General features: G+C 68.2%; 27 protein-coding genes. 10 read left to right on the top strand and 17 right to left on the bottom strand.

From position 1 onward, the window contains the following. Positions 1-7 precede the first annotated feature (7 nt). Together F5X71_RS27115 and F5X71_RS27110 are read right to left on the bottom strand one after the other, a co-directional pair. On the bottom strand, positions 8-1177 hold the full coding sequence (locus tag F5X71_RS27115; RefSeq protein ID WP_167464554.1) for a GDSL-type esterase/lipase family protein: 1170 nt from the start codon (positions 1175-1177) through the stop codon (positions 8-10). Between the two features lie 199 nt (positions 1178-1376). Then, positions 1377-1889, bottom strand: coding sequence for a mycothiol transferase (locus tag F5X71_RS27110; protein WP_167464553.1), 513 nt, complete (start codon positions 1887-1889; stop codon positions 1377-1379). Between the two features lie 525 nt (positions 1890-2414). Between F5X71_RS27110 and F5X71_RS27105 the strand changes: the two genes are divergently transcribed. From F5X71_RS27105 to F5X71_RS27080, 6 genes are all read left to right on the top strand, one after another. After that, positions 2415-3662, top strand: coding sequence for a lipase family protein (locus F5X71_RS27105; protein WP_428981401.1), 1248 nt, complete (start codon positions 2415-2417; stop codon positions 3660-3662). 194 nt (positions 3663-3856) lie between these two features. Continuing rightward, positions 3857-4855 carry an AurF N-oxygenase family protein gene (locus tag F5X71_RS27100; protein WP_167464552.1) on the top strand — a complete coding sequence of 333 codons (999 nt, stop codon included), beginning with the start codon at positions 3857-3859 and terminating at the stop codon, positions 4853-4855. A 217-nt stretch (positions 4856-5072) separates the two neighbouring features. After that, complete coding sequence (locus tag F5X71_RS27095) at positions 5073-5282, top strand: hypothetical protein (protein ID WP_167464551.1); 210 nt, start codon at positions 5073-5075, stop codon at positions 5280-5282. Between the two features lie 120 nt (positions 5283-5402). Then, positions 5403-5630, top strand: a complete 228-nt coding sequence (locus tag F5X71_RS27090) for a hypothetical protein (RefSeq protein WP_167464550.1) — start codon at positions 5403-5405, stop codon at positions 5628-5630. Between the two features lie 37 nt (positions 5631-5667). Further along, positions 5668-6690 (top strand): ArsR/SmtB family transcription factor, encoded by a 1023-nt coding sequence (locus F5X71_RS27085; RefSeq protein ID WP_167464549.1) that lies wholly within the window; start codon positions 5668-5670, stop codon positions 6688-6690. 156 nt (positions 6691-6846) lie between these two features. Then, entirely contained in the window at positions 6847-7470 is a 624-nt protein-coding gene (locus tag F5X71_RS27080) for a SanA/YdcF family protein (protein ID WP_167464548.1), read from the top strand. A 160-nt stretch (positions 7471-7630) separates the two neighbouring features. Here F5X71_RS27080 and F5X71_RS37190 read toward each other — a convergent pair whose 3' ends face one another. Beyond that, positions 7631-8332 (bottom strand): LppP/LprE family lipoprotein, encoded by a 702-nt coding sequence (locus tag F5X71_RS37190; RefSeq protein ID WP_238815494.1) that lies wholly within the window; start codon positions 8330-8332, stop codon positions 7631-7633. Positions 8333-8676: 344 nt separating this feature from the next. Here F5X71_RS37190 and F5X71_RS27070 point away from each other — a divergent pair, with 344 nt between their 5' ends. Beyond that, positions 8677-9582, top strand: a complete 906-nt coding sequence (locus F5X71_RS27070) for a tat pathway signal sequence (protein WP_174817146.1) — start codon at positions 8677-8679, stop codon at positions 9580-9582. On the opposite strand, the gene F5X71_RS27065 is transcribed toward F5X71_RS27070, so the two are convergent. The 13 genes from F5X71_RS27065 to F5X71_RS27005 all read right to left on the bottom strand — a co-directional run bounded on the left by F5X71_RS27065 (position 9570) and on the right by F5X71_RS27005 (position 21750). Next, on the bottom strand, positions 9570-10064 hold the full coding sequence (locus F5X71_RS27065) for a group II truncated hemoglobin (protein WP_167464547.1): 495 nt from the start codon (positions 10062-10064) through the stop codon (positions 9570-9572). The genes F5X71_RS27070 and F5X71_RS27065 overlap by 13 nt on opposite strands. Before the next feature lie 166 nt (positions 10065-10230). Beyond that, the gene (locus F5X71_RS27060) at positions 10231-10809 is read right to left on the bottom strand and encodes a hypothetical protein (RefSeq protein ID WP_167464546.1); all 579 of its coding nucleotides are present in this window, start codon (positions 10807-10809) and stop codon (positions 10231-10233) included. Further along, complete coding sequence (locus F5X71_RS27055) at positions 10806-11315, bottom strand: F0F1 ATP synthase subunit B (RefSeq protein ID WP_167464545.1); 510 nt, start codon at positions 11313-11315, stop codon at positions 10806-10808. Before F5X71_RS27055 ends, F5X71_RS27060 begins: the two co-directional genes overlap by 4 nt. A gap of 6 nt (positions 11316-11321) precedes the next feature. Beyond that, positions 11322-11579, bottom strand: coding sequence for a F0F1 ATP synthase subunit C (locus tag F5X71_RS27050; RefSeq protein ID WP_014987379.1), 258 nt, complete (start codon positions 11577-11579; stop codon positions 11322-11324). Positions 11580-11628: 49 nt separating this feature from the next. Continuing rightward, a complete protein-coding gene (gene atpB, locus F5X71_RS27045) occupies positions 11629-12399 on the bottom strand; it encodes a F0F1 ATP synthase subunit A (RefSeq protein ID WP_167464544.1) in 771 nt (256 codons plus the stop codon). Between the two features lie 26 nt (positions 12400-12425). After that, entirely contained in the window at positions 12426-12827 is a 402-nt protein-coding gene (locus F5X71_RS27040) for a hypothetical protein (protein WP_167464543.1), read from the bottom strand. 570 nt (positions 12828-13397) lie between these two features. After that, complete coding sequence (locus tag F5X71_RS27035; RefSeq protein ID WP_238815493.1) at positions 13398-14678, bottom strand: ABC transporter permease; 1281 nt, start codon at positions 14676-14678, stop codon at positions 13398-13400. Further along, positions 14678-15832, bottom strand: coding sequence for an ABC transporter permease (locus F5X71_RS27030; protein ID WP_167464541.1), 1155 nt, complete (start codon positions 15830-15832; stop codon positions 14678-14680). The genes F5X71_RS27035 and F5X71_RS27030 overlap by 1 nt, the downstream gene beginning before the upstream one ends. After that, positions 15829-17295, bottom strand: coding sequence for an ABC transporter ATP-binding protein (locus F5X71_RS27025; RefSeq protein ID WP_238815492.1), 1467 nt, complete (start codon positions 17293-17295; stop codon positions 15829-15831). The genes F5X71_RS27030 and F5X71_RS27025 overlap by 4 nt, the downstream gene beginning before the upstream one ends. Before the next feature lie 111 nt (positions 17296-17406). Beyond that, positions 17407-18501 (bottom strand): BMP family lipoprotein, encoded by a 1095-nt coding sequence (locus F5X71_RS27020; RefSeq protein WP_167464539.1) that lies wholly within the window; start codon positions 18499-18501, stop codon positions 17407-17409. Positions 18502-18639: 138 nt separating this feature from the next. Then, on the bottom strand, positions 18640-19782 hold the full coding sequence (locus tag F5X71_RS27015) for a metallophosphoesterase (RefSeq protein ID WP_203218216.1): 1143 nt from the start codon (positions 19780-19782) through the stop codon (positions 18640-18642). 135 nt (positions 19783-19917) lie between these two features. Beyond that, on the bottom strand, positions 19918-20838 hold the full coding sequence (locus F5X71_RS27010) for an aldose 1-epimerase family protein (protein WP_167464538.1): 921 nt from the start codon (positions 20836-20838) through the stop codon (positions 19918-19920). Positions 20839-20940: 102 nt separating this feature from the next. Then, positions 20941-21750, bottom strand: coding sequence for an SAM-dependent methyltransferase (locus tag F5X71_RS27005; protein ID WP_167464537.1), 810 nt, complete (start codon positions 21748-21750; stop codon positions 20941-20943). Between the two features lie 95 nt (positions 21751-21845). On the opposite strand from F5X71_RS27005, the gene F5X71_RS27000 reads away from it, so the two are divergent. The 3 genes from F5X71_RS27000 (at position 21846) to F5X71_RS26990 (ending at position 24711) form a co-directional block, all read left to right on the top strand. After that, the gene (locus F5X71_RS27000) at positions 21846-23027 is read left to right on the top strand and encodes a cytochrome P450 (RefSeq protein WP_167464536.1); all 1182 of its coding nucleotides are present in this window, start codon (positions 21846-21848) and stop codon (positions 23025-23027) included. 108 nt (positions 23028-23135) lie between these two features. Continuing rightward, positions 23136-24104, top strand: a complete 969-nt coding sequence (locus tag F5X71_RS26995) for a DNA polymerase domain-containing protein (RefSeq protein ID WP_167464535.1) — start codon at positions 23136-23138, stop codon at positions 24102-24104. A gap of 139 nt (positions 24105-24243) precedes the next feature. Then, entirely contained in the window at positions 24244-24711 is a 468-nt protein-coding gene (locus tag F5X71_RS26990) for a hypothetical protein (protein WP_167464534.1), read from the top strand. A gap of 46 nt (positions 24712-24757) precedes the next feature. Here F5X71_RS26990 and murQ read toward each other — a convergent pair whose 3' ends face one another. Continuing rightward, a complete protein-coding gene (murQ, locus tag F5X71_RS26985; protein ID WP_167464533.1) occupies positions 24758-25660 on the bottom strand; it encodes an N-acetylmuramic acid 6-phosphate etherase in 903 nt (300 codons plus the stop codon). Between the last annotated feature and the right edge of the window lie 24 nt (positions 25661-25684).

Below are 25684 nucleotides of genomic sequence, written 5' to 3'. Positions count from 1 at the left end.
CCGCCATTCACGGGTGCGTTCGGCCCGCTGTGGCCAGTGGCCCGGCCGCGCCGAAGGCGAACTCGGCGAAGCGGGTGCCGATGCGATGGTGCGTCGCGGTGTCCGGGTGCAGTCGATCCGGCAGCGGCAGCTCGGCGAAATCCTGTTCGCCGTAAAGGCATCGACCGTCGAGGTAGTGCAGGTTCGGGTCGTCGGCCGCGCGCTGTTTGACGATGCCGACGAGCTCGTCGCGCACGACGTTGAGGGTCAGTCGGCCGTTCGCCCGATCCGCCGGATCCCCGAGCGCGCGGAAACGCACCTGCGCACCGTCGAATTCGAGCGCGCCGGGACCGGGGGTGTCCTCGTGGATGGGGCACAGGATGGACGAGACCACCAGCAGCGGCGTGCCGGGGTGGCCGTCGCGGATAGTGTCGAGGAATCCGTGCACCGCCGGGAGGAACGCGCGCAGGCGCAGCACGTCGCCGCTGACCAGGTTGATGCCGAGCTCGAGGCTGATCAGATCCGCCGGTGTGTCCCGGATGGTTCGGGCGACAAAGGGATCGAGCAGGCAGTTGCCGCGCAGGCTCAGGTTGAGCAGTGCGACGTCACCGTGCTCGGCCGCCACCGCGGGCCAGCTCGCCCTCGGGCGGTCGGCGTTCGAGCCGTGACTGATCGAACTGCCGTGGTGCAACCAGACTTTCCGGTCGCGCTGCGGTGTCGGCCGGACGGGAGCGTTGGTACGCAGCGCCACCAACTCGGTGATCTCGGTGTGCGGCAACCAGATCTCGACGTCTTTGACACCGGTGGGCAAGCCGGTGAACCGGACAGTGTCGGGGGCGAGGCTCTCGGTGACGGTCGCCTGGGTCGTCATGTCGACGAGGCGGCCGGTGCCCGGCGCGCTCGCCTGGCCGGCCGGGCGGCCGTCGATGAGCAACTCGTAGATTCCGGCGCACGGTGCCGGGACACCGGGATAGCACGCCCGGGTCGAGAGCACGTCCAGCGCGATGTCGGTCGCTTCGGTGCGCAACAGCAACCGCACGCCTGCGGGCTGTGCCTCGACCGAGGCGAGATAGTCGTCGGGGAACTGCTTGCGGGCCCGGGCTGGAAGCCGGTGCGGGACCAGGCCGTTGGCCGTGTGCTCGACGTCGAGCGCGCCGTGTATCAGTGGTTCGATCGGGGTCGTGATCCAGTCGGGCATTGCTGGTCCTTACTGCGGTCGAGGCGCGCTCGGGCGGTCCGGCGCGGGTGCGACGCGCGGTTTCCGGGAACAGCGCGGCGAGTTCGGCCGACGCGGCATCGAACCGCTCACGGGTCTCCCACCGCGTTGCGTACCCGGTTATCCGCGCTCTGCTACGACAGCCACCCACACGTTGCTCAGCACTGTGTGTAGAGCCTGATCATCGGCGGCGCAACAGAATTCCGCGGATGAACGCCGCCTGTCCGGCGTGTTGGATGTCGTCGTCGACGACGCTGACCAGCCGGACGCCGAGGGTGACCGGCGGATCCCAGCGGGTGTCGACGATGCGGGGAAGATCGGCGTCGGTGAGGTCGCGCAGGTAGTCGATCGTCTGCGCGTGCACCGCGTCGTAGTACCCGAGCAGCAGCTCGACGGATACCCGCCCGAGCTGCTCGATATCGGCCGAGCTGTGCCCGTAGCCGGTCGCCGCGTCGGCGAAGGGCAGACCGAACCGATCGGCCCAGCCCGCGGTCGTCCACACCTGGTCCCGCTGCGCGACATCGGCGATGTGATCGTCCTGGACCCGGGTCAGGTGCCACAGCAGCCAGGCGATGGAGTTGGCGCCGGGATCCAGGCGCACACCCAGCTCGTCGGGGGTGAGGTCGGCGACGGCGCCGTGCACGTTCTCCTGGACGCGGCCGAAGGCATCGATCAACAACTCAGCACTGGTCATGCCGGGTCCATCGCGCGCGGGCCGTACATTATTCCCGCGCCGGCCTGCGCCGCCCGCCCGATGAATTCCTTCGGTGTACCTCGTTAGGCTGGTGTGAATTCTCTGTGACGCCGGACCTATGAATGGACCGATATGGTTGCCGCTATTACGCTGTCCGGGCGAAGGAAACGAAGAGATAGACTCGCCGAGTGCGGTCGGCCCGGTTGATGATCGGGCATCCGCTTCGGTGATCCGGCCAACCGACAGTGGTGTGCCGCGTCCTTGACGTGCTCGAACACCGTTGTATAGCAACATGTTCAGTGCTGGTACGGCGATGCTCCGCCGGGTCGTTGTCGGATCGGGAACGTCGGTTCGGTACGCGGCGATAATTCACCGGAATCGCGCTACTATCGGCCGGTGATCGGCAGTGTGCACAATTTGCAAGGCATTACTTAAAAGAGTGAAGCGCAGCTGAAATACTACGGTAGAAGCAGCTGAATGCCGATCGCCCGACAATTCTTGTGAAGCAGTGGAGGTAAAGCACCAGTGGGCAGACGTTTCTTCCGGTCGGACGGTGGCCGGAAAATCAGACCGATCCGCGCGATCCTCGGTGCGCTGGCGATCAGCGTGGCCATGGGCTCGACCGGGACGACGACCGCGAGCGCCGAGCCGATCTGGCCGGTCGCGGACCCGGATCCGTTCTATGCCGCGCCCGCCGATATCGCGAGCAAGGCCCCCGGTGACGTGCTCGACAGCAGGCCGATGCCGCCGCTGTTCTACTTCCCCGGCGCCGCGGTCACGCTGATCAAGTTCCGTTCCACCAACTCGCAGGGCGAGCCGATCGCGGCGACCACGACGGTGCTCACGCCGCTGGGTCACCGCCCGGACGCCCCGCTGCTGTCGTTCCAGCACATCATCAACGGGCTCGGCACCCAGTGCGCGATCTCGCACGGGCTCTACGCCAACGACACCAACTTCATCGTGCCGTTCGCGCCGGTGCTCAACGTCGCGCTGGCTCGCGGCTGGAGCGTCGCGCTGCCCGACCACCTCGGTCCGACCAGTGCCTACGGCGCGGCGAAGTTGGGCGGCCGGATCACCCTCGACGGGATCCGCGCCGCGCAGCGGCTGCCGCAGCTCGGCCTCGGCAAGAGCCCGGCCGCGGTGGCCGGTTACTCCGGCGGCGGCATGGCGACCGCCTGGGCCGCCGCGCTGGCCCCGAAGTACGCGCCGGAACTGAATCTCGTCGGCGCCGCCGAGGGTGGGGTGCCGATGAACCTGACCACCATGGGCTGGGCGATCGGGCACAACCAGCATCCGGCCTTCGGGCTCGGCTTCGCCGCCGTGCTCGGCCTGGAGCGGGAGTACCCGGACCGGCTGCCGATCACCAGCGCGCTGAACGACCGCGGTCTCGCCGCGGCCAGGGGTATGGCGAACAGCTGCACCAACGATCTCATTGCGCGCGGGGTCGGGCACAGCTTCGACGACTACGCGAAAGACATTGTGCTCGCCCATGATCCGAAGGCCTGGGCGGTGGCGGACGAGAACAGCGTCGAGCTCTACGACGGTGTGCCGGACGCGCCGATCTTCGAATGGCACTCGCCGCAGGACGGGCTGATCCCGCTGGACGCGATCACCAACACAGTGCACCGATACTGCCGCGCGGGTGTCAAGGTGCAGGCGGAGCTGTACCCCACGCCCGATCATCTGACGGCCGCCGAACTCGGGCTGCCCTCGATGATGAACTGGCTCGACGGCCGCTTCGCGGGCAAGCCGGCGCCGAGCAACTGCGCCTGACTCGCAGCTCCCGAATCGCCCCCGAGCGGTAGTGCGCTACCGCTCGGGGGCGATTCGCGTGTGCGGCCTTGTTCAGGGGGCGCAGCGCGGCCGAGCGGTTTGCTCGGCGGTCGGATCAATCTAGAAATGAGTGAGACGGGATGTTACTGTAAACATGTGTCACATTAACCTCGACCCGATATGAGGTAGACGTCATGGCAACACAGTCGGCAACGGCGCCGTCTCGCACCGCGGCAAAGGGCGAGTACACCGCGATCCTGACCACGCTGTCCGAAGGCTCGGTCAATCGCCACTTCGATCCGTATACCGAGATCGACTGGGAGTCCGCCGAATGGGCGGTGATCTCGAACGACCCGCGCTGGATCCTCCCGCCCGCCACCGATCCGCTCGGTGCGCATCCCTGGTATCTCGCCCTGCCGGAAAGCCGCAAGATCGAGATCGGCATGTGGCGGCAGGCCAATGTCGCGAAGGTCGGCTTGCAGTTCGAGCAGCTGCTGATCGGCGGCGTGATGAACTATCTGTTCGCCAAGGTGCCCAACGGTTCGGCCGAGTTCCGCTACCTCAATCACGAGGTCGCCGAGGAGGTCAACCACACACAGATGTTCCAGGAGATGGTCAACCGGATCGGCGCGGACGTGCCGGGCATGGGCTCGATCATGCGGGTGCTCGGCCCGCTGGTGCCGCTGCTCGGCCGCTTCTTCCCGACCACCTTCTTCGTCGCGGTGCTCGCCGGTGAGGAACCGATCGACCACGTGCAGAAGCAGGTGCTGCGCGCGGGCGAGGACGTGCATCCGATCTTGCGCGACGTGATGCGGATCCACATCGCCGAGGAGGCCCGCCACATCGCCTTCGCGCACGAATACCTGCGCCACCGGGTGCCGCGGCAGCATCCGGTGCAGCGGGCGACCCTCTCGCTGGCCTACCCGGTCATCATGTTCATCGCCTGCGACCTGATCGTGAAACCGCCGCGCTCGCTGTTCCGCGAGTTCGACATCCCGAAGGGCATTCGGCGCGAACTGTTCTGGCGCAGTGCCGAGGCCAGGGCCCGGCGGCGTGACTTCTTCGGTGAGGCCAGGATGCTGGCCGAGGAGATCGGGCTGATGAATCCGGTGGCCAAGCTGGCTTGGCGGGCACTGCGGATCGATGGTCCGCGGTCGCGCTATCGCGGCGAACCGGTGCGCACCCACGCGTGAGCCTGGACGCGGGCCCGGTGTCGGAAGACGCCGGGCCCGCATCTTTTCCGAGACATCGGGGCTGCGGGTCCACCGTTGCGGTTCGTCCGGATTCGGTTCCGATTTCGGTCCGAAATCGCCGACCTCGGAGGTATCGTGACTGGATCCAGCCTGCTCAGCGCGGTGGTTCAGGCTCGGAATCCGTAGTACCGCAAGCACCTTCGGCGAGGAGGTACCGATGCACAGGCGCATCTCGTGGCAGGTGTTCCGGCGGCATATCGTCCGGGGTTTGCTCTTGTACGGCGCCTGCGTCGGCGGGTCGGTGCGCTGCTTCATCGAAGCCGAGCGGATCGAGGCGGCCCGCGCCGGGGAGCCGGTCGAATTCGGTACCGACGAGTGGGATTGGTCGGTGCCGCACCAGTGGTACGACATCGCGCACAAGCGCTGATCGCCGCGTCTGCGCCCTGAGCCCCGAATTCGTGGGGTGTTTCGGCCTGGGCCGAAACATGATGCGGCGCCTCCCCTCTGCTTCATAGGCTGCCGAGCAGTAACTATGAGGAGTGCAGCGATGATGAAGGATGTAGCGGCGCCCGGCGGTGGCGAGGTCGCGCTGGTGGTGGCGCGGTGCGCGGACGGGGTGGCGACGGAGTGGAATCGGGGCAGGCGGCGGTGGCAGATCATGTGGTCGCGCAGGGGCGAGCCGGCGCGCCGGGACGTGCCTCGTCCGGCCACCAGCGAGGAACTGTGGGAGGGAGTCGATCCCTTCATGGCCGTGCGGTGGCAAGGGGTTCGATGAGTCCCGCGGCGGATCGAGCGAAACGAGGTAGTCGCCCATGAAGCGGATCATCTTCACGCCCGAGGATCTCATCCGGATCAGGATCGGGGCCCCGCTCGGCGCCCTCGGCGAGACGATGCTTGCCACTCGGGCCTTGCAACGCTCGAACGTCGCCGTCTACGCCGGCTGGCGGCAGCAGGTCAGCGCCGCGATCCCGGCCGATTTCGGCAGGATCGCCGAGATCTTCCCCGCCGACGAGAACTTCCTCGATCTGATCACGCCGACCCGCGGCGCGCGCACGATGTCCGGCGGCGTCGAGGCGCTGCATCTGGCCTCCCGCGTGGAGTTGCGCAACGAGGTGGAGACCGTGGTGCGTCGCCGTGCGATCGGCGGCGAGTCCCCGCTGCCCGCCTGGACCGCCGAACTCTTCGAACGCGACAGCGGCACCAGGCAGAGCGTCGCGAGCGCCGTCGAGGCGTTCCACTCGGTGGCCTTCGCCGGTCGCTGGACGCACATCCAGACCTACCTGGAGGTCGCCGCCGAGCGGATGGCCCGCACGATGGCGGCCGAGGGCGTGGAACGACTGCTGTCCGGGCTCATGCCGCACGCGCGCTGGCGTGCGCCGGTGCTCGAGGTGCTGCGCGCGAAGCATTGCCACGACGAGCATCTCGGCGGACGCGGGCTGCTCATCGTGCCGTCGCTGTTCGCCTGGCCCGAGCCGATCACCCTGCACTCCACTGTCGACGAGGCGGCGCCGATGATGCTGGTCGTTCCGGTATTGCGGAATATCGGCGACTTCGCCGCCGCATGGGGACCGCGCGGCACTAACGAAGCGCTCACCGCGTTGCTCGGCCGCACCAGGGCGGCCGCGCTGCAGGTCATCGCCGAAGGGTGCAGTACCACCGAACTCGCACGCAGCCTGGGGGTTTCGCCCGCCACGGCGAGCGAGCACGCGTCGATCCTGCGCGAGGCCGGGCTGATCGAGAGCTGGCGGCACCGCAATGCCATGCGCCACGAACTCACCACCCTCGGCGTTGCCCTGCTCGAGGGCGATCTGGGCAGCAACGCGCGGATCGCCTAGCGGCGCAGCGCGGCACCTGTGGGTTCCCACCGGTGTGCCGAGGTGGCTCGCGGGCAACCGGCGGCACGGTAGCGCGGGCTCGGTGCGGCGGGCACGACACTACGATGGTCGCCGTGTGGATGCGGGGCGCGCGGAGGTCGACGGAAAGAGATGACGGTGCCGGGTGATGCGAAGCGGGCGGTCGGCGTGCAGTCATGGCGGGCATCCGGTCTGCTGGCCGCGACCGCGACGGGTCTGATGGTCGTGGTGGCCGGTGCGAACCTCCGGCTGTGGCGGCTCTCGGCCGGGCATCGGTTCGACGCGGCGACGGCACCCGGCGCGCCCGTGGTGATCGTGCCGGGCGCGAAGGTCGCCCCGGACGGCACGCCCATGCCGTATCTACGCGGGCGGCTGGACGTCGCGATCGAACTGCTGCGCGCGGGCACGGTGCGCGAGATCCTGGTCTCCGGCGACGCGTCGGGCACGTCTGGTGACGAAATCGCCTCGATGACAAGGTATCTAGTGGACCACGGGGTCGATCCCGCGGTCGTGCGCACCGACGGCGCCGGGTTGTCGACCAGGGCGACGGGGGAGCGGGCCAGGCGGTTGTTCGGCATAGACCGGGCGCTCGTGGTCACCCAGTACCGGCACGTGCCGCGGGCCGTCGCCCTGTGCCGCGCGGCGGGGATCGATGCCGACGGCGTCACCGCGGGCTGCGTCTGCCGCCGCCGCACGAAGGTGCGCAACAACCTTCGCGAATGGCTGGCAGCGCCGAAAGCGGTTGCGGCCCTGGCCCGCTGAGTCGTAAGGCAGCGACAAGACGAAGCCCCCGTGCTTCGGAGCAGGGGGAGGCACAGGGGCTTCGCGGGTGGGTCGGTGCGCGGCGTGCTCAGCGGGCCGCGCGGGCACCGACGCCCGGTGGAGTCCGGTCGGGGGCAGTCGGCCGGACTCGTGGCTCGGTCTATTTGTCCGGATCCGGCGGGAATTCGCCCTTGGCCCGGACCGTGTTGTCGGTCAGCGTGTAGGTCACCACGTTCGGGCCGCCGGAGGGGCAGCACAGCGCGTCCTGTGGTTTCACCCAGCGGTACTGCACCGACACCGTGTTCCTGGTCTTGCCGAGCACCGTGGTGTAGCCGTAGTACTTCGAGGTCGCGGTGCCGAGGTAGGCGCCGTTGGTGAAGAACAGGACGTGGTAGCCGGGGTGGCTGCCGTTCCAGTCCACCAGCATCCAGGACAGCACGCCGGCGCAGCCCGCGGCGATCGGATCGCTGCTCGCCTCCCGGATCACCCACGGGTAGCCCTCTTTGTTGGGCGCCAGCCCGGCGACCGCGGAGCGGGCGAGATCGGAACCGGAGTCGAAGCACAGGCCGTTCCCGCTGCCGTTGGGCCCCTGATCCGAGGCGGGCGGATCGGCCGCGGGCGGTGCATCGTTCGGCGCCGGCGCCGGTGCCGGTGCAGGCGGCGGACTCGGCTGTGGCGCGGCCGGTTCGGCGGGCGGCTTGTGGTCGGCGGAGGCCTGCGTGGTCCCGCCCGGTGCCGACGGTGCTTGCGACGGGATCGGCGTTCTGGTGGCCTGGGGCGCCGGGCTCGAGTCGGTACAGCCGGTCGCGCCGAGCACCACGCTCGCGGCCAGTGCGGCGAAACCCCACGATTTGACGTTCATTCGAAACCCCCGAAATCGGTTGGTGGATCATGGCGTGCTTCCGCTGCCCCGGTTCCGGGTCAGTGCGCGCAAGCCTCCACTCCCGCGCGCTCGGGAGACATCTGGAGATCGGCGGCCGCCCGAATGCTGTTACAAAGTTTCACACATGTTCGTCCACCTCAAAAATAGTGCCCCCAGGTCTCGGGGCGGCGCGCGGGTGGGCCAGGCAATCAATCGGCGCCGGTGCCGGGTGTCGGGTTGCCCGCGTGGCGCGGGCTGGGCAAGATGCAGAGCGCCGAGCAGGACCTTTGCGATATGAAGCGAGGGATGAACGCGTGCGGTTGGTCAGGAGACGGTTTCCCATAGTGACGTCCGGCGTGCTGATCGTCGCGTCGGTGTTCGCCGCGGCCCTGCTCTACGATCCGCCGCAACCCGAGCGGCCTGCCCCGCCGTCGCCGCCGGACATCGGCGCCCCGCTCGGCTTCGATCCGGCCTTCACCGCGCGGATCGCGCAGGCCGAGGCCTACGTCGCGCAGCGGCCCGGCTTCACCGCGATCGTCGTCCGGGATCGGCGCACCGGCGCGGTGTGGCGCAATGCCGATGCGGCGACGCCGATTTCGGCGTGTTCGACGCCGAAGCTGGCGATGGTGGTCGATCTGCTGCTGCGCGCCGACGCGGGCACCGTGACGCTGAGTGCCGACGATCGCGAGCTGATGCACCGCATGCTGCACAGCAGCGACAACGACGCCGCCACCACGCTGTGGGAGCGATACGGCGGTGAGCGGGTGTTCGCGCCACGGTTCCGTTCCTTCGGCATGACGGAGTTCAGCTTCTCCCCGGGCCACCCCGACTCGTGGGGATGGATGATGGTCACCGCGAACGACCTCGAACGCCTGATGAATTACGCGCTGGAGAATCTGCCCGCCCGCGATCGGGCCTACCTCGTGCGCGAGATGCGCTCGGTCGACGGCAGCGATTCCGAGGACACCAACCAGCAGTGGGGCGTGTGGGGTGCGGGTGCGGACGCGTTGCCCGGCAACAAGAACGGCTGGGCCGACGACAACGACGACGGCTCCTGGCTGATGAACTCGGTGGGCTTCGTCGGTCCCCGGGAGCAGTTCACCGTCGCGATCATGAACAACACCCGGGTGATCGAGAACGGCTACCAGGTCGGCCGCAAGACCGTGACCAAGGTGGGCGAGATCCTGTTCAAGGACTACTTCCCGCCGCCACCCGCGGCGGCGGGACCGGCCGATGCCTACGGGCGATAGGGCGGCGCGACGCCCCAACCCCAGTGCGGCATAGGCGCTTCCAGCGGCGGGGTGGCGTCCGGCTGCGAGTTGGCGTGGGCCAGCCGGGTGCCCCATTCGATGTAGGAGGCGAAGGCGGCGCGGAACTCCGGGTCGTCGGGCAGCCCGACCTCGTCGGCGGCGTCCATCAGCAGATTCACCCAGCGCCGCCGCTGCGGTTCGGTGATCGCCCTGCCCAGATGCTGGCGGACCATGTGCGCGTAGCCGCCGCGCTCGGTGCTGTAGGTTTCCGGGCCGCCGAATACCTCGGCGAGCCACATCGCGACGTACTTCGGATGCCCTGGATCCATGCCGCGAAACAGCGGCCCGATCAGGTCGTCCTGCAGCACCTGTCGATAGAAGACCTCGGTCAGCGACTCGAAAGCCGCAGTGCCCCCGGCCCATTCGTACAGGGTGGGCACCGCATCGGCGGTCTGCTCCGCCGCCCCAGTTGCCTCCGTCATTGTGCCGACTCCGATCCGACAAGCTGTGATTCGAACAGCGTCAGACTATCGGGTATACCGGCCCGTGCGCACTTCGCCGTGGGCGAAATCCCGCGGGGGACAGCGACATCGGAGAAACAGTGAGGGCCCTGCCTGTGGGGCAGGGCTCAGTTCACCTGAAAAGCAATCAGTTCCACTGTGATTGGCTGCGGGCCCGGAGTTCGGCGCCCGCGTTCGCCATGGTTTCGAGCTCGTCCAGGAACTTCTCGACCGCATCCGCCTTGATCTCGGGCGAGCGGACCTGTTCGCGGACGTCTTCGGTCGTGCGGACCAGCACCAGTTCGGTGAAGTCGTCTTTCAGGTCGCGGATCAGTTGCCTACGGGCCAGCTCGATCTGGTCGCGTCCCTGCTTGCGCACCCGCTCGACCTCGGCGGCCGCGGCCTCGCGCATCTGCACGACGATGGCCTCGGCGTCGGCGTGCGCGTCCTCGACCAGCTGGGCGAGTTCGGCGCGCGCGTCGGCCATGCCGTTGTCGTAGACCTCTTTGGCCTTGGTCAGCCGATCCGCGGCCTCCTGGTTCTCCTCCAGCTGCTTGCGGATCGTGTCCTGTGACTTGGCCATCATCCGTTTGACCGGCGGCACAACGTATTTGACGATGACCCAGACGATAACCACGAAGCCGAACAGCTGGCTGACGAAGACCGGCCATTCGAACTTGATCTGATAGATGCCCTCGGCGAGGATGTCGGTGCTGCGGTAGGTCATGACGACGCCCGTCCTGTCTGATGGCCGTGGCCGGTGCCGGCGCGCCGATCGTTGACGCCGACCATGCGGGTGGCCAGTGATTGGGCCAGCGGCTCGACAGCCTCACGCAAGTCCGCGGCGACCTGATCGGCCTGTGCCCGCAGTTGCGCCTCGGCCTCCGCGACGATCGCGTTGGCCTCCTGCTGCGCCTCGCCGCGCATCTGTTCGAGAATGGCGCGGCCCTCGGCGCGCGCCTGATTCCGGATCGCGGCCGCCTCGGTCCGCGCCTTTTCCAGCGCCGCCTGATGTTTGGCCTCGGCCTCGGCGAACAGCTGCCGAGCCTCCTTGGTCCTCGTCAAGGTCTCGGCAACGCGCTCTTCGCGTTCCGCCAATACCTTGCGGATCGGCGGAACGACGAAGAACCAGATGACTCCGAGCACGATCAGAAAGATCAGCAGCTCGACGAAGAAGGTGCCATTGGGGATGAGGAAGTTCCCCTCGGCCACCACATCTGTTCTCGGAGACATGCCCGGTTACTTGCCGGGAGTCGCGAATACGAAGAGAGCCATGAAGGCTAGATTGATGAAGTACGCCGCCTCGACCAGACCGACGGTCAGGAAGAAGATACCGCGCAACCGGCCTTCGGCCTCGGGCTGACGCGTGACGCCATTGATCAGCGCGGCACCGGCGAGGCCGTCACCGATACCCGCACCGATGGCGCCGCCCGCCATGATGATGCCGCCGCCGATGAGCGCGCCCTGGACGATGGACGCGGTGGTTGGGTCTGCCATGTTCTGCTTCCTATTCTCGGATGTGTGCGTATGATTCGGCGCTTGCCGATCAGTGATTTTCGTGCTCGAGGGACATCGACTGACTGAAATACAGCACGGTCAGCAGCGAGAAGATAAACGCTTGAATGGCGCCGACGAACAAATCGAACAGCTTCCAGACGGCGTTGGGGCCCCAGCTGATCCAGAAGGGGAACAGCGTGATCACCGAGAGCATGACGCCGCCGGCGAACATGTTTCCGAACAGTCGCAACGAGAGCGAGAGCGGCTTGGCCACTTCCTCGATGATGTTGATGAACACCATCGGTCCCCAGCCGGTATGGCCCTTCAACAACTGCTTGGCGTGACCGAACGGACCGCGGCGCGCGATACCCGCCGACTGATAGGCGACGAAGACGAACAGCGCGAGCGCGTAGACGAAGTTGACGTCGGAGGCGGGTGGCGCGATCAATTCGCCGTCGCCGACCTGGACCGGCAGTACGGACAACCAGTTCGACAACAAGATGAAGACGAACAGGGTCACGGCCAGCGGCAGCGCGAACGGCGCCACCTTCATGCCGATGGCGCTTTCCACCTGGCCGCGCATCTGGATCGTGACGGCCTCGAAGAACAGTTGCACGCCGTTCGGCACGCCGGAGGTCAGCTTCAGGCGCAGGAGGAACGCGAGCACGAGCACGATGATCGCCGCGACCGACGTGGACACGATGGTGTCGACGTTGAAGTCCATGCCGAAGACATGGGCCACGGCGTGGTGGCCGACCTTGATCTTCGGTTCTTCACCGGCGGGAGCCTCTTCGGCGAGCAAGGTGACGCTCGAGGCCATCTGGGTAAACGAAATGGCTGAGATCGTCATGGCGTTTGGCGGAGCCCTTTCAATTCAGGCACAACGGTATTGAAGACCAGGGCGACTTGAAAGAGGGCCAGGCCGAAGAAGATCCCGACGCCATTGGGGCGCGCGAGGAAAGCCACCAGGATCGCTACGGCCGTGATGCCGAGCAGTCGCACGGCGGAAGAACCTACCAGGCGCTGCTTACTCGGTGCGGTCGAGTTGGCTATTCGGGTGATGGCCCAGAGAGTGAGCTGCGCGTTCAGCCAACCGACGAACAATCCGGCGCAGATGAATGTGCCGAGCAGTAGTCGATCGATCATCCCGGTTATGGCCAATGCCAGCACACCCAGAGCGATCGCGACAATGGCCGAACGCCGTATCTGGAGCCTATTCACGTCCACACAGACACCGCCTTCGTCCATCGGCCCACCTTGTAGTGGGGGTCGTGATTGATCCACAGCATACACATCTCAACCTGCTTGCGTACCAAGGTTTTTGATCTTGCATTCCGGTGATCTTGAAAAGCGTTCTAGATATCCTCTGGTTACCAAACGCGTTGTAATGCAAGTGCACAGAAGAAGGACCCGACGCCATTCCGGCGGGGCCTCTTCTTCTTTCGTGAAACGTGTTGAACTGCGCGTTTTCCGGAGATCGTGGAGCCGGGTCCTGCGCGATCGGGCGGGCGGTCACCGGCTGGCCAAGAGTACGCCATCAAAGGGTAAATCGATGGCAACACGACAGTTCGTGTTCGCTTACTGAACGGTGACGTGTCACCGCCCGTTGCCATTTGTCCTTTTTAGTTTTTAAGTCCGTTTTGTCCGAATTTACGGCTGCTGAAAACTTGCTGCCGGAGACTACCTGTAGGAAGAACTCGGATTCAAACAGGGCGGTAATGCAGGGATCTCCCTGCCTTGACCGGGAACTGAGGTAGCGGGCGCATGCCGAAGCCGGCTGCCGCCGTCGCGGTGCCGTCGGTGCTGTTCGGCCGCTGATCAGCCCGGAATGTAGGGCTCGCCGTCGGCCTTCGGCGGCCGCACCTGCCCGACCGCACCCGCCACGGCGATCACCGTGAGCAGATACGGCGTCATCTGCAGCACCTCGGTCGGGATGGGCGTCGCGAGCACCTGCAGCTGTCCCTGCAACGCCTTGGTGAAGCCGAAAAACAGTGCGGCGCAGGTCGCGCCGATCGGATGCCAGCGGCCCATGATCACCGCGGCGAGCGCGATGAAGCCGTTGCCCGCGGTCATCTCTTTGGTGAAACCGCCGGTCGAGCCGATGGTGAAGTAGGCGCCGCCGAGGCCGGCCACCGCGCCCGCGAGCAGCACGGCCTGATACCGGACGCGCAGCACCTTGATCCCCACGGTGGCGGCGGCGCGCGGGTGCTCGCCGACCGCCCGGACCCGCAGCCCCCAGCGCGTCCGGTACAGCACGTAGCCGATCAGCACGACCGCGACGACCATCGCGTACACCAGCGCGGTCTGGTCGAACACGGTCGGACCGATGATCGGAATGGCGGACAGCACCGGAATCGCGATGGGCTGCAAGGTACCCGGGTTGTTGAACCGCGCCGGTCCGTTCGACAGATCGCCGAGCTGATCGAACAGGAAGCCGGTGATGCCAGTGGCGAACACCACCAGCACCACGCCGAGCACGATCTGATTGACCAGGTAGCGGATCGAGAACACCGCGAGCAGCCAGGCGACGAACACCCCGGCCAGCACGGCGGCCACCGCGCCGACGACGAAGCTGCCGCTGACCGTGGCGATGGTCGCGGCGGCGAACGCGCCCGCAAGCAGCTGACCCTCGATGGCGATATTGATGACGCCCGCGCGCTCACACAGCACGCCGGCCAGCGCGCCGAGGATCAGCGGGGTGGACAGCGCCAGCGTGCCCTGGATCTGATTGGTGAGCGGAAAGATCTTGCCCGAGGCCGCCCAGCAGACGAACGTCACCACGAACGCGAAGCCGAACACGGTGAACGCCAGGGCCGCCCAGCGCCCGGACAAACCGCGCCACAGCTGCGCGACCGCGATGGCGAGCGCGAGCACCGACAGCACCAGGGCCGTCGGTTTGGCGGGCACCTCGATATCCGAAGGCCCCGCGGCCTCCGGTGCGGCCAAACGAAAGTCGACGATGCCCGAGCGCGTGTACAGCGCCAGTGCCACCGCGGTGAGCGCGAGCACCAGCAGCAGTATGCCGAGGCGCAGTCGGCGATTGCGTTTCTCCGGTGATTCCAGCGCGGTCGCGGTGGTCTCGGACGCGGTTGTCACCATCAGTTCCACCCTTTCGCGAGGACGGCGTCCGCGCGCTCGGCCTTGATCCGGAACACGCTGCGCACCACCGCGGGCGCCGCCACCAGCACGACGATCACCGCCTGCAGCACGGTGACCAGGGTGAGCGGGGTACCGGTCGCGGCCTGCATCTCGTTGCCGCCCGCGTTCAGCGCGCCGAACAGCAGTGCGGCGTAGACAGTCCCGATCGGACTGCCGCGCCCGAGCAGCGCGACGGTGATGCCGTCGAAGCCGAACGATCCGGCGATGCCGTTGGTCAGCGGCAGCGCGGTGCCGAGCACCTGTTGCGCTCCGGCGAGCCCGGCCAGGCCGCCCGCGATGAGCATCGCGAGGGTATAGGCCTTGCCGACGCTCATCCCCGCGGTGCGTGCGGCGTCGTGATTGGCGCCGACGGCCCGCAGGCGGAAGCCGAGCGTCGATCGCGACAGCAGCCACCACACCAGCGCGGCCGCGCCGAGCGCGACGAGCAGGCCGAGATGCAGTCTGGTGTCGCCGAAGCGGGGCAACTGCGCGGTCTCGTCGACCACCGGGCTGATCGGCTCGTTGCGCCCGGGGCGCTGCAACGTCGATGTGGTGAGCAACCAGGTGAGCGCGTAGAGCGCGACGTAGTTGCCCATGATCGTGGTGATCACCTCGTGCGCGCCGGTGCGCGCCTTCAGCAGCCCGGCCAGACCGCCCCACAGCGCGCCGCCCGCGACCCCCGCGAGCAGTGCGACCACCACGTGCAGCACCGGCGGCAGATGCAGCGCGAAGCCGACCCAGCCGGCGAACAACGCCCCGGCGATGAGCTGCCCCTGCGCCCCGATGTTGAACAGGCCGGTACGGAACGCCAGCGTGACCGCGAGCCCGGTGCAGATCAACGGCGTTGCGGCGACGAGGGTTTCGGCGATCTGATGGGTGCCGCCGAACGCCCCGAGGAACAGCGCCCGGTACGCCTCGCCGACCGCGGTGCCCGACGCCGACACCGTATCCATCGGTCGCGCGAAGAAATAGCCCAGTGCGGCGGTCACGTTCGGATCGCTGACGATGATCAGCACCGCGCCGACGGCCAGCGCGAGCACCAGCGCCAGCGCGCTGACGATCACCTCGCGGACCCAGGCGCGGCTCGCCGTCCGGCCGGTGGGCGCCGCCTTCATGCGTCGACCTCCGGTGCGGCGCCCGTCATCATCAGGCCGAGTCGATCGCGCGGGGTGTCGGGGCCGACGATGCCGACGATGCGGCCCCGATACATGACGATGATGCGGTCGGAGAGCGCGTAGATCTCGTCCAGCTCGGTCGAGACGATCAGCACCGCGGTGCCCTGATCCCGTTCGCGGACAATGCGTTTGTGCACGAACTCGATCGACCCGACGTCGAGGCCGCGGGTCGGCTGACCGGCGATCAGCACCTCGAGCGGCCGGGACAACTCCCTGGCCAGTACTACCTTCTGCTGGTTGCCGCCAGAGAGCGTGCGCACCGGATCGGCGATGGTTGCGGTGCGGATGTCGAACTCCTCGATCCGCTTGGCTGCGTTGCGTTTCACCGCGGCGATGGAGAGCACGCCGTGCCGGGAGAACTCCGGGCGGTCGATCAGATCGAGCACCAGGTTCTCGGCGACACTGAACGTGCCGATGACCCCGTCGTGCGAACGATCCTCGGGGACATAGCCGATCCCGGCCGCCAGGTGCCTGCGCGGGGAGCGCCCGGTCACCTGCCAGCCGCCGACGGTCACGGTGCCCGCCGCCGGGGTGCGCAGCCCGAGCAGCGCGCTGACCAATTCGGACTGACCGTTGCCGACCACGCCGGCGATGCCGACGATCTCGCCCCCGTCCGCCTGGAACGACACGTCGTCGACCACGACAGAGCCCGCCGCGTCGAGCACGGACAGCCCGTCGACGACCAGGGTGGGCCCGGTCGGCGCGGCGGGTGACTTGGCGACCACCAACTCCACCGATCGGCCGACCATCAGTTCCGCGAGATCGGTTTCGGCAGTGCCGGGTTCGACCGTGCCGACCACCTTGCCGCGCCGGATGACGGTGATCCGGTCGGCGATCCTGGTGACCTCTTTCAGCTTGTGCGTGATGAAGATGATCGAGGTGCCCTCGGCCGCGATGGCGCGCAGCACCTCGATCAGCTCGTCGATCTCCTGCGGGGTGAGCACCGCGGTCGGCTCGTCGAGAATCAAGACCTCGACGTTGTTGGCCAGCGCCTTCAGGATCTCCACCCGCTGCTGCTCGCCGACCGAGAGATCGGCGACCAGCGCGTCCGGTCGCACCGGAAACCCGTAGCGCTCGGACAGTTCGCGCACCTGCCGCCGGGCGGCCGCGCGGTCGAGCACCGCGGGGCCCTTGGTCGGCTCCCGGCCGAGGATGATGTTCTCCGCGACGGTGAACACCGGAACGAGCATGAAGTGCTGATGCACCATGCCGATCCCGGCGTCGATCGCGTCGCTGGGGGACGAGAAGACCACGGCCTCGCCGTCCAGCAGGATCTCGCCCTCGTCCGGCTGCAGCAGGCCGTAGAGCATGTTCATCAGCGTGCTCTTGCCCGCGCCGTTCTCCCCGAGCAGGCAGTGGATCTCACCGGGCTCGACCACGAGGTCGATGTGGTCGTTGGCCACCAGGGGGACGGCAGCCGACGCAGTCGGCGGGGTGGGTAAGGGTGAACCGAATCTTTTGGTGAGACCGCGTAATTCGAGCCGCATATCGCTCCCCGTTGTGACGGCCGCGGCTCACTTGGCTGCGGGCTGTGCCTTCGATGCCAGCGTGATCTTTCCGCTCGCGATGTCCTCGGACAGCGCGGTGATCTCGCTCTTGAGTTCGGCGGGAATGGTGGCGTCGAACTCGTGGTACGGGGCGAGGCCGACGCCCTTGTTGGCCAGCGTGCCGACGTAGGCCTGGTTGGTGAACCGCTGGTGGAACGCGTCGGTGATCGCCTTCTGCACCGCGACGTCCATCGCCTTCTCGACGCTGGTGAGCAGCGAGGAACAGTACTCGGCGGCGCTGACGCACCCATCGGTGTCGACCCAGATCGCCAGTACCTTGCCGCCCGAGGAATGCGCCGCCTCGAGCGCGCCGAGACCGGCCGGACCGGCCACCGGCAGCACGATGTCGGCGCCCTGGCTGATCAGATCGTTGGCCTTGGTCTTGCCGATGTTCTTGTCCTGGAAGTCGTTGGTGATCACGCCCTGCTGGGTCGCCTCGTCCCAGCCGAGCAATTGCACCTGCTTGTTCTTCACCTTGTTGTAGTGCGCGACGCCCTCGGCGAAGCCGTCCATGAAGATCGCCACGGTGGGGATGTTGATGCCGCCGAAGGTGCCGACCTTGCCGGTCTTGGTCTGCGCCGCGGCCAGATAGCCCGCCAGGAACGCCGGTTGGGCCGCGTTGAAGGTCAGGCCCTGCAGGTTGGGCAGCGGCGGGTTCTTCTGCGTATCGGTGTAGGCGTAGTCCACGATCGCGAAATCGATGTCCGGATTGGCCTTCGCGGCGGCGTAGGTCGCATCGCCCTGCTTGAACCCGATCGTGACGATGATGTCGCACTTCTGCCGGACCATCGTGTTGATGTTGGTCGGGTAGTCGTTGTCGGATTTGGATTCCAGCTGCGCCTTCGAGATGCCGAGTTCGGCGACCGCGTCGGAGACGCCTTTGAAGGAGGTCTGGTTGAACGACTTGTCGTCGAATTTGCCGGAGTCCGAGACCATGCACGCCTTGAAGTCCTTGGCACCGGGAGCACCGGCGCTGTCCTGTTCGGCGGGCGGACTACCGCACGCACCGACAGTCAGCACGAGCACACCGGCGGCGGTGAGGGTGCGTAGCGACCTGCCCATTCTTGCCTCCTGAAACGCGATACCCCGCAACCCAACTCACCGAACCTGCCGAGGACTGCGGTGGTGGGAGGAGTTTAGGCCGCGAAACCGATCTTGGCGCGGTATCGCGGATCTTCGCGGCGGGGGCGGCGGCCGCGGCTATCCGGCGGTCGCGGCGGCGCGCAGCACCAGCACGGTGATCTCGCTTGGGGCGAACACGCGCAGCTGCGGACCCCAGAATCCGGTGCCGCGACTGGTGTAGAGCTGGGTCTTCTCGCCATGCCTGGTCAGACCCGCGACCACCGGCTGATCCAACCGGACCAGGTAGTGGAACGGCCAGATCTGGCCGCCGTGGGTGTGGCCGGAGATCTGCAGATCGATGCCCGCCGCCGCGGTGTCGGTGATCTGCTTGGGCTGATGGGCGAGCAGCACCACCGGCAGCTCGCGATCCGCGCCGGCCAGCGCGGTGGCCAGATCCGGGCCGTGCCCGGGCAGGCCGACACCGGTCGGGTCGTCGATGCCCGCGATCACCAGCCGGTCGCCGCCGCGGGTCACCGTCTCGTGCTGGTTGTGCAGGGGCTGCCAGCCGATCGAGGTCATGTGCTCGATCCAGCCCTGCGCGTCGCCGAAGTATTCGTGGTTGCCGGTGATGTAGAACCGGCCGAGCGGCGCGTCCACCTTGCCGAGCGGATCGACCTGCGGGTGCCGCTTCGCGACCGAACCGTCCGCGAGATCGCCGGCGTGGCAGGCGATATCGGGGCGCTGCGCGTTGACGACCTCGACCACCCGCTCCGACCAGCGCAGCCGATCGAGCGCGGCGAAGTGCGTGTCGGTGACGACCACCAGGCGCAACCCGTCGAGCCCCGGCCCGAGGCCGCGGATCGGCACCTCGACCGTGCGCACCCGCGGTACCCGGCGCGCCTCGTACACACCCCACGCGACCAGCGCCGCCGCGATCACGAACACGCCGAGCGCGACCCCGCGCGAGCGCGCCGGATCCTGCACCCCGCCCGCGGCCAGCGCCAGGCCCGCGACATTGCCGAGCACCGACCAACTGAACACCACCCACATCACGCCGAGCAGGGTGTCGCCCACGATCGAGGCGGCATCCGATTGCGCGGGGCCGTGACCGAGAAGCATCGACGCGGGCAGGACGGCGAAGCCGAGCCCGAACACCGCGGTGCCGAGCCAGAACAGCGGCCCGGCGCCGGTGGTCGGCGCGGCGACCAGCGTCCACCACGGCAGCAGGAACAGCACGGCGGGGATCGCCAGGAACAGGGCAACGCGGGGCACGTACTTCACAGAGACCATCCTCGTGGGCGCGGTGCGCACGGTGCCTCCGCCCGGCGCGGGCCCCGTCGAGGCTACCCGTTGCCGACCGCGCGGTCTCGCCGCGTTCGTCGAGAGCTGAACGCGCGGTGCCCACGCGGGCCGCGGTCAGGCCCGGGTCAGTCGTGCGCCCCATCGGGTCGCGACGGTAGCGCCGGGGGCCAGCCGGATGAGCCGGTCGCCGCTCTGAAAAGCGTTGGGCGGGCACGTCATCGGCTCCACGGCCAGCCCCGTCCTGCGCCGTGCCGGCGCCAGCGTGTCCCCGGTGAACAGCTGGATCACCGGATAGGAGTCGTCGACCCACAATTCGGCGACCGCCGCGTCGGCGCCGGTCAGCCGGACCCAGGCCCGCCCGTCGTCCGCGCGCGCCAGATCGGTGAACGGGTGATCGATCGAGACCGTGCCGAGCGGTTTCGCCGCGGCGAAGTCGAACGGGGTGCCGCGGACCGATTCGGTGCCGATCGGCAACTGCCGGTCGGGGTCGCCGATGATCCGGGTCGCGGCGTCGAAGCGCAGCACGGCCGCATCGATCGGTCCGGTACCCGGCGAAAGGTACGGGTGGTGGCCGCAGCCGTACGGCGCCGCAGTGTCGCCGAGATTGGTCGCCGTGGTGGTCACCGTCAGGCCCGCGTCGGAGAGCGCGTAGCGGATCGCGACGTCGAGGTGGAACGGATAGCCCTTGCGCGGATGCAGCGTGGTCCGCATGGTGACCTCGTCCTGCTTGTGCTCGGTCGCGCACCAGGGCCGCCAGCGCAGCAACCCGTGGATCGCGTTCTGCTTGGCCGGTTCGGACAGCGCGAGTTGGTGGTCGACGCCGTCGAAGCGGTACTTGCCGTCGGCCAGCCGGTTCGGCCACGGGATCAGCGCCGCGCCGCGGCCGCCGTCCGGCATCGCCGCGACGTGGTAGGGCTCGAGCACGTCACGATCGCCCACCCGGAACTGCCGAATGCCCCCGCCGACCTCGACGATCACCGCCCGCTGCTCGCCGTGGCCGATGGAGAACTGCTGTCCGGACGGTGGTGGCGTCATGGCGAGGACGGTACCGCGTGCGCCGGTCGCCGCCCGCGTCCGGTCGGTCGATCAGGAGCGGGAATGCCGAGCGCACAAGGGTTTCGGGCCCCGGCGCGCGGGTCAGGGGATGCGGGCGACCGCGCTGAGCATGGAGACCGCCTCGGCCCTCGGGTGCGGCCGGTACTCCTCTGGCCGCCACGCGGTCACCGACGCGATACCGGGCGCGACGAGCTCGAGGTCGGTGAAGAAGCGGGCGAACTCCTCGCTGGTGCGCAGGCGGAACGGGACGCCGCTGCGCTTGTTGGCCGCGTTGGTCTCGGCGAGCTCGTCGGGGGAGAGATGGTCGCTGGTCGCGTGCGTCATCACCAGGTAGCTGCCGGAGGGCAGCGCCGAACACAGCTTGCCGACCAGCTCGTAGGGGCCGTCGTCGTCGGTCATGAAGTGCATGATGGCCACCAGCATCAGGGCGACCGGCTGGTCCATGTCGAGCACCCGTCGCAGGTCGGGGTGGGTCAGGATGCGGTCGGGGTCGCGGATGTCGGCGTCGAGGTAGGCGGTCGCGCCCTCGGGAGAGCTGTTCAGCAGCGCACGGGCGTGCACGAGCACGATCGGGTCGTTGTCCACGTAGACGATGCGGGACTCGGGGGCGATGCCCTGCGCGATCTCGTGCACGTTGCCCGCGGTGGGCAGGCCCGCGCCGATGTCGAGGAACTGCCGGACGCCGGCATCGGCCAGGTAGCCGACCGCGCGACGCAGGAAATTGCGGTTCTCCAGCGCGGCCAGCCGGATGGTAGGAAAGGCCTGCGCGACCATGTCGGCGGACTCGCGGTCGGCCGGGAAGTTGTCCTTGCCGCCGAGCCAGTAGTCGTACCGACGCGCCGGATGCGGCTTCGAGATATCGATTCTCGCCGCCGTCGATTCCGAGTCCACAACGCCCTCAATTCATCTCGACTATGGTCATCATGTCAGCTCGAGTTGCGAACCAGTAGCGAGGGTGACATCGTGCCGCCCCGGGAGGCTCCATCATGCCACTGCACTACAGCCCGTACGACTTCGCCGTCCACGAGGACCCGTATCCGGCCTACGCCAGGCTGCGCGCCGAGGCGCCGGTCTACCGGAACGAGACCGACGACTTCTGGGCGCTCTCCCGGCACGCGGATATTCTTGCCGCGCTGCGGGATTCGGATCGATTCTCGAGCGCCAACGGTGCCATCCGGATGGAGCCCGCGTTCTGGGGGCCGCAGGCCGAGCAGATGTTCTCCTTCGTCGCGATGGACCCGCCCCGGCACACCCGCATGCGCGGGCTGGTGGTCCGGGCGTTCACCCAGCACCGGGTACAGGCGCTGGAACCGCGGCTGCGCGAGATCGCTCGCGGGCTGCTGGCGCCGCTGCTCGAGCGCGGTGAATTCGATCTGATCGCCGAGTTCGCCGGCCCGTACCCGACGGAGGTGGTCGCCGAGCTGGTCGGCGTGCCCGAGCGCGACCGCGAGATGCTGCGCAAGCTCGGCATGGAGATCATGTATTCCGACGAGCAGTCCACCGACCTGCGGCCCGAGGCGATCCAGGCGATCGGCACCCTCATCGGCTACTACACCGAACTGACCATCGAACGCAGCAAGGACCGGCGCGACGATCTGCTCTCCGGCCTGCTCGACGCGGCCGACGGCACCGACCGGCTCACCCCGGAGGAGATCGTCGGTGTGCTCATCCTGCTCATCGGTGCGGGCATCGAGACCACCATGCTCACCCTCGGCAACCTCTGGCACGCCGCGTGGCGGCATCCGGACCAGCGGCGCAAGGCCTTCGACGGGCGCATCGACGACTGGATCGCCGAGGGGATGCGCTATGACCCGGCCACCCAGACCGTGTTGCGCACCGCCACCGAGGAATTCGACCTGCACGACACCAAGGTGCCCGCGGGCGCGCGGATGCTGCTGCTGCTCGGCTCGGCCAACCGTGACCCGGACGTTTTCCCCGCGCCGGACACGTTCGATCTGGACCGCGACACCAGCGACGCCCTGGTCTTCGGCAGCGGCAGGCACCACTGCCTCGGCGCCAACCTCGGCCAGCTGGAGCTGCGCGTCGCGCTGACCGAGATCGCGGGCAAGGTCGCCGAGTACGAGATCGACCCGGCCGGCGTGCGCCGCATCCACGCGTCGAACAACCGCGGCTTCGCGTCCTTGCCCACCTCGGTCACCCTGCGCTGAGCGGGCGGGAACGGCAGCAGGCCCGCACCGTGGCGGACGCGTTCGCTGCGGTACAGACCGGGAAGCATCCGGGTTGACCCCGGTGCGTGCGACGGGCATGGTTGGCCGATGGGCAGTGCGGAGGTCCGTGCGGGGATTACGCTGACCAACCTCGACAAACCGCTCTTCGACGGCGCCGAGGCGACCAAGCGCGATCTGATCGACTACCTGGCGGCGGTCGGTGAACGGATGGTGCGCCAGCTGCGGGACCGGCCGCTGTCGGTGCTTCGGGTGCGGCCGGGGCAGGACCCGTTCATGCAAAAGAATCTGCCCAAGTACACCCCGGGGTGGATGCACCGGGTGACGATGTGGGCCGAGAGCTCGCGGCGCGAGGTCACCTACGCGCTGGCCGATGACGTCCGCACGCTGGTGTGGTTCGGCAACCAGCGCGCCATCGAGTACCACACGACATTGCTGCCCGCCGAGCACGACAGGGGGCCGACCCACCTGGTGCTCGACATCGATCCCGCGCCGGAGCAGCCGTTCGGGCAGGCGGTGCGCGCCGCACAGCTGATCCGCGAAGCCCTCGGCAACGACGGGCTCGCCGGTGCGGTGAAAACCAGTGGCGCCAAAGGGGTGCACGTCTTCGTGCCGCTGGCGCCGGGGCTTGCCATCGACGACGTCGCGGCGGCGACCCGGGCCATCGCCGCCCGCGCCGAGCGGATCGATCCGGCGTTGGCGACCACCGCGTTCATCCGGGAGGACCGGGGCGGGCGGGTATTCCTCGACTCCACCCGGGCCGGCGGCGCGACCGTCGTCGCCGCCTACAGCCCGCGCATCCGGCCGGGAACTACGGTGTCCTTCCCGCTCGCCTGGTCGGACCTCGAGCAGATCACCCCGCAGGATTTCACCGTGCGCAATGCCGTCGCGCAACTCGGCGACCGCGACCCATGGGCCGAAGAAATGCCCGCGCCCCAATCCCTGCCCGCCGATCTCATCGTCGAGGGCCACACCATCCCGATCGCCCGGGTCCAGGCAATGCACGAGGGTAAACGCCGCGCCCGCGCCCGCCGGACGAATTCCACCCCGGATTCCTGACGCGGCACGGCAATACCGGAATTTCCTCCGCGTGCCCGCGCGAAGTAATCGTATTTCCCTTGCGATACTGGCTGGTCGATGGTGTCGGCTACCGAAATCGAAGGGATGCGAAACTGTGCGACCAGGTATTGCCAGGGGGATGTCCAGGTGGGTGGTTGACGGTGTCGTGCTGCTGTGCGCGGGGCTGCTCGGTGCCGGGGTCTTGACCGGTGTCGCGCCCGTCGCACACGCCGCGACCTGTGCTTCGGTGGCGGACCGCAGCGCGTACGACGGCGCGTGGAAGGGCGGTGAGGACGATACCCTGGTCGGCGGATTCGGTGGGCTGATCAACTTCGTGGAAACGAAATACACCAGGGCGGGCGCGGAACCCGTGGTCTATCTAGGACAATTCGTGGTCGACGCGAAGAATGTGCTCACCGGGTGGAGCGGCACGCAGTTGATCGGCGACGGCAGCACGGTGCACGCCACCATTTCCGGGCTGATCTGTGACGGTGGCAAGCCGAGTAGTTTCGTGGCCGCGGTGACCAGTACGGGCACCGACAAACGACACACCGATCTGGGCACATTCACGATGAAAAAGGTTGCCCTGGGTTCGACCGGCTCGTAAACGAAGGGCGCCGCGCCGGAATTCCGGCGCGGCACCTACGTAATTCTTAGCCGTTGTCGCCGACCGCGGCCCGGACGAATCCGCCCGCACCGGCGAGCAGGGCGCGGGCCGCGTCCGCGTCGACACCGGCCAGCCGCATGACGATCGCGGTCTTCGGGTGTCCGCCCGCGTCGTCGAGCAGCGCGGCGGCGGTGGCGAGGTCGGCGCCGGTGGCGTCGGCGACGATCCGGCAGGCCCGGTCGACCAGCTTGGCGTTGGTCGGCCGCACGTCCACCATGAGGTTGCCGTAGACCTTGCCGGACTTGACCATGGTCGCGGTCGAGAGCATGTTGCAGACCATCTTCTGCGCGGTGCCCGCCTTCAGCCGCGTCGATCCGGTCAAAACCTCGGGGCCCGTGTCGATTTCGATGCCGATGTCGGCGTGCGCGCTGAGTTCGGCGCCGCGGTTGCAGGAGACCGCGACGGTCGTCGCACCGAGCTGCCTGCCGTAGCGCAGCGCGCCGATCGCGTACGGCGTGCGGCCGCTGGCGGCGAGCGCGACGACGACATCGCGCGCGGTGAGCGCGATGGCCGACAGATCCTGCCTGCCGCGTTCCGGATCGTCCTCGGCGCCTTCGATCGCCCGGGTGAACGCCTGGGTGCCACCGGCCATCAGGCCGAGCACCTCACCGGGGTCGGTGCCGAAGGTCGGCGGGCATTCCACCGCGTCGAGCACGCCGAGCCTGCCGCTGGTGCCCGCCCCGATGTAGACCAAACGGCCGCCCTGCGCGCGGGCCGCGACGATCCGGTGCACGGCCTGCGCGATCTGCGGCAGCGCCTGTGCCACCGCGGTGGCCACGCCCGCGTCCTCGGCGTTCATGATGCCCAGCATGTCCTCGACCGACATGGCGTCGAGTGCGGCGGTATGCGGATTGGCCTCCTCGGTGGTCAGTGCGCTGATCTCGTTCACTTCGCCTCCTCTGTCCTGCTGGTC

It is taken from the genome of Nocardia brasiliensis (assembly GCF_011801125.1).
GTDB classification, from domain to species: Bacteria; Actinomycetota; Actinomycetes; order Mycobacteriales; family Mycobacteriaceae; genus Nocardia; species Nocardia brasiliensis_C.
This window is presented reverse-complemented; position numbering and strand designations above follow the sequence as displayed.

Coding starts and splice junctions, on each gene's coding strand:
- F5X71_RS27035 (WP_238815493.1), bottom strand. CDS start 14,678: ATGGTGACAACCGCGTCCGAGACCACCGCGACCGCGCTGGAATCACCG.
- F5X71_RS27110 (WP_167464553.1), bottom strand. CDS start 1,889: ATGACCAGTGCTGAGTTGTTGATCGATGCCTTCGGCCGCGTCCAGGAG.
- F5X71_RS27095 (WP_167464551.1), top strand. CDS start 5,073: ATGCACAGGCGCATCTCGTGGCAGGTGTTCCGGCGGCATATCGTCCGG.
- F5X71_RS27030 (WP_167464541.1), bottom strand. CDS start 15,832: ATGAAGGCGGCGCCCACCGGCCGGACGGCGAGCCGCGCCTGGGTCCGC.
- atpB (WP_167464544.1), bottom strand. CDS start 12,399: ATGGCCTCGAGCGTCACCTTGCTCGCCGAAGAGGCTCCCGCCGGTGAA.
- F5X71_RS27040 (WP_167464543.1), bottom strand. CDS start 12,827: ATGGACGAAGGCGGTGTCTGTGTGGACGTGAATAGGCTCCAGATACGG.
- F5X71_RS26990 (WP_167464534.1), top strand. CDS start 24,244: ATGTCCAGGTGGGTGGTTGACGGTGTCGTGCTGCTGTGCGCGGGGCTG.
- F5X71_RS27020 (WP_167464539.1), bottom strand. CDS start 18,501: ATGGGCAGGTCGCTACGCACCCTCACCGCCGCCGGTGTGCTCGTGCTG.
- F5X71_RS27065 (WP_167464547.1), bottom strand. CDS start 10,064: ATGACGGAGGCAACTGGGGCGGCGGAGCAGACCGCCGATGCGGTGCCC.
- F5X71_RS27050 (WP_014987379.1), bottom strand. CDS start 11,579: ATGGCAGACCCAACCACCGCGTCCATCGTCCAGGGCGCGCTCATCGGC.
- F5X71_RS37190 (WP_238815494.1), bottom strand. CDS start 8,332: ATGAACGTCAAATCGTGGGGTTTCGCCGCACTGGCCGCGAGCGTGGTG.
- F5X71_RS26995 (WP_167464535.1), top strand. CDS start 23,136: ATGGGCAGTGCGGAGGTCCGTGCGGGGATTACGCTGACCAACCTCGAC.
- F5X71_RS27090 (WP_167464550.1), top strand. CDS start 5,403: ATGATGAAGGATGTAGCGGCGCCCGGCGGTGGCGAGGTCGCGCTGGTG.
- F5X71_RS27060 (WP_167464546.1), bottom strand. CDS start 10,809: ATGACCTACCGCAGCACCGACATCCTCGCCGAGGGCATCTATCAGATC.
- F5X71_RS27115 (WP_167464554.1), bottom strand. CDS start 1,177: ATGCCCGACTGGATCACGACCCCGATCGAACCACTGATACACGGCGCG.
- F5X71_RS27055 (WP_167464545.1), bottom strand. CDS start 11,315: ATGTCTCCGAGAACAGATGTGGTGGCCGAGGGGAACTTCCTCATCCCC.
- F5X71_RS27010 (WP_167464538.1), bottom strand. CDS start 20,838: ATGACGCCACCACCGTCCGGACAGCAGTTCTCCATCGGCCACGGCGAG.
- F5X71_RS27100 (WP_167464552.1), top strand. CDS start 3,857: ATGGCAACACAGTCGGCAACGGCGCCGTCTCGCACCGCGGCAAAGGGC.
- F5X71_RS27000 (WP_167464536.1), top strand. CDS start 21,846: ATGCCACTGCACTACAGCCCGTACGACTTCGCCGTCCACGAGGACCCG.
- F5X71_RS27085 (WP_167464549.1), top strand. CDS start 5,668: ATGAAGCGGATCATCTTCACGCCCGAGGATCTCATCCGGATCAGGATC.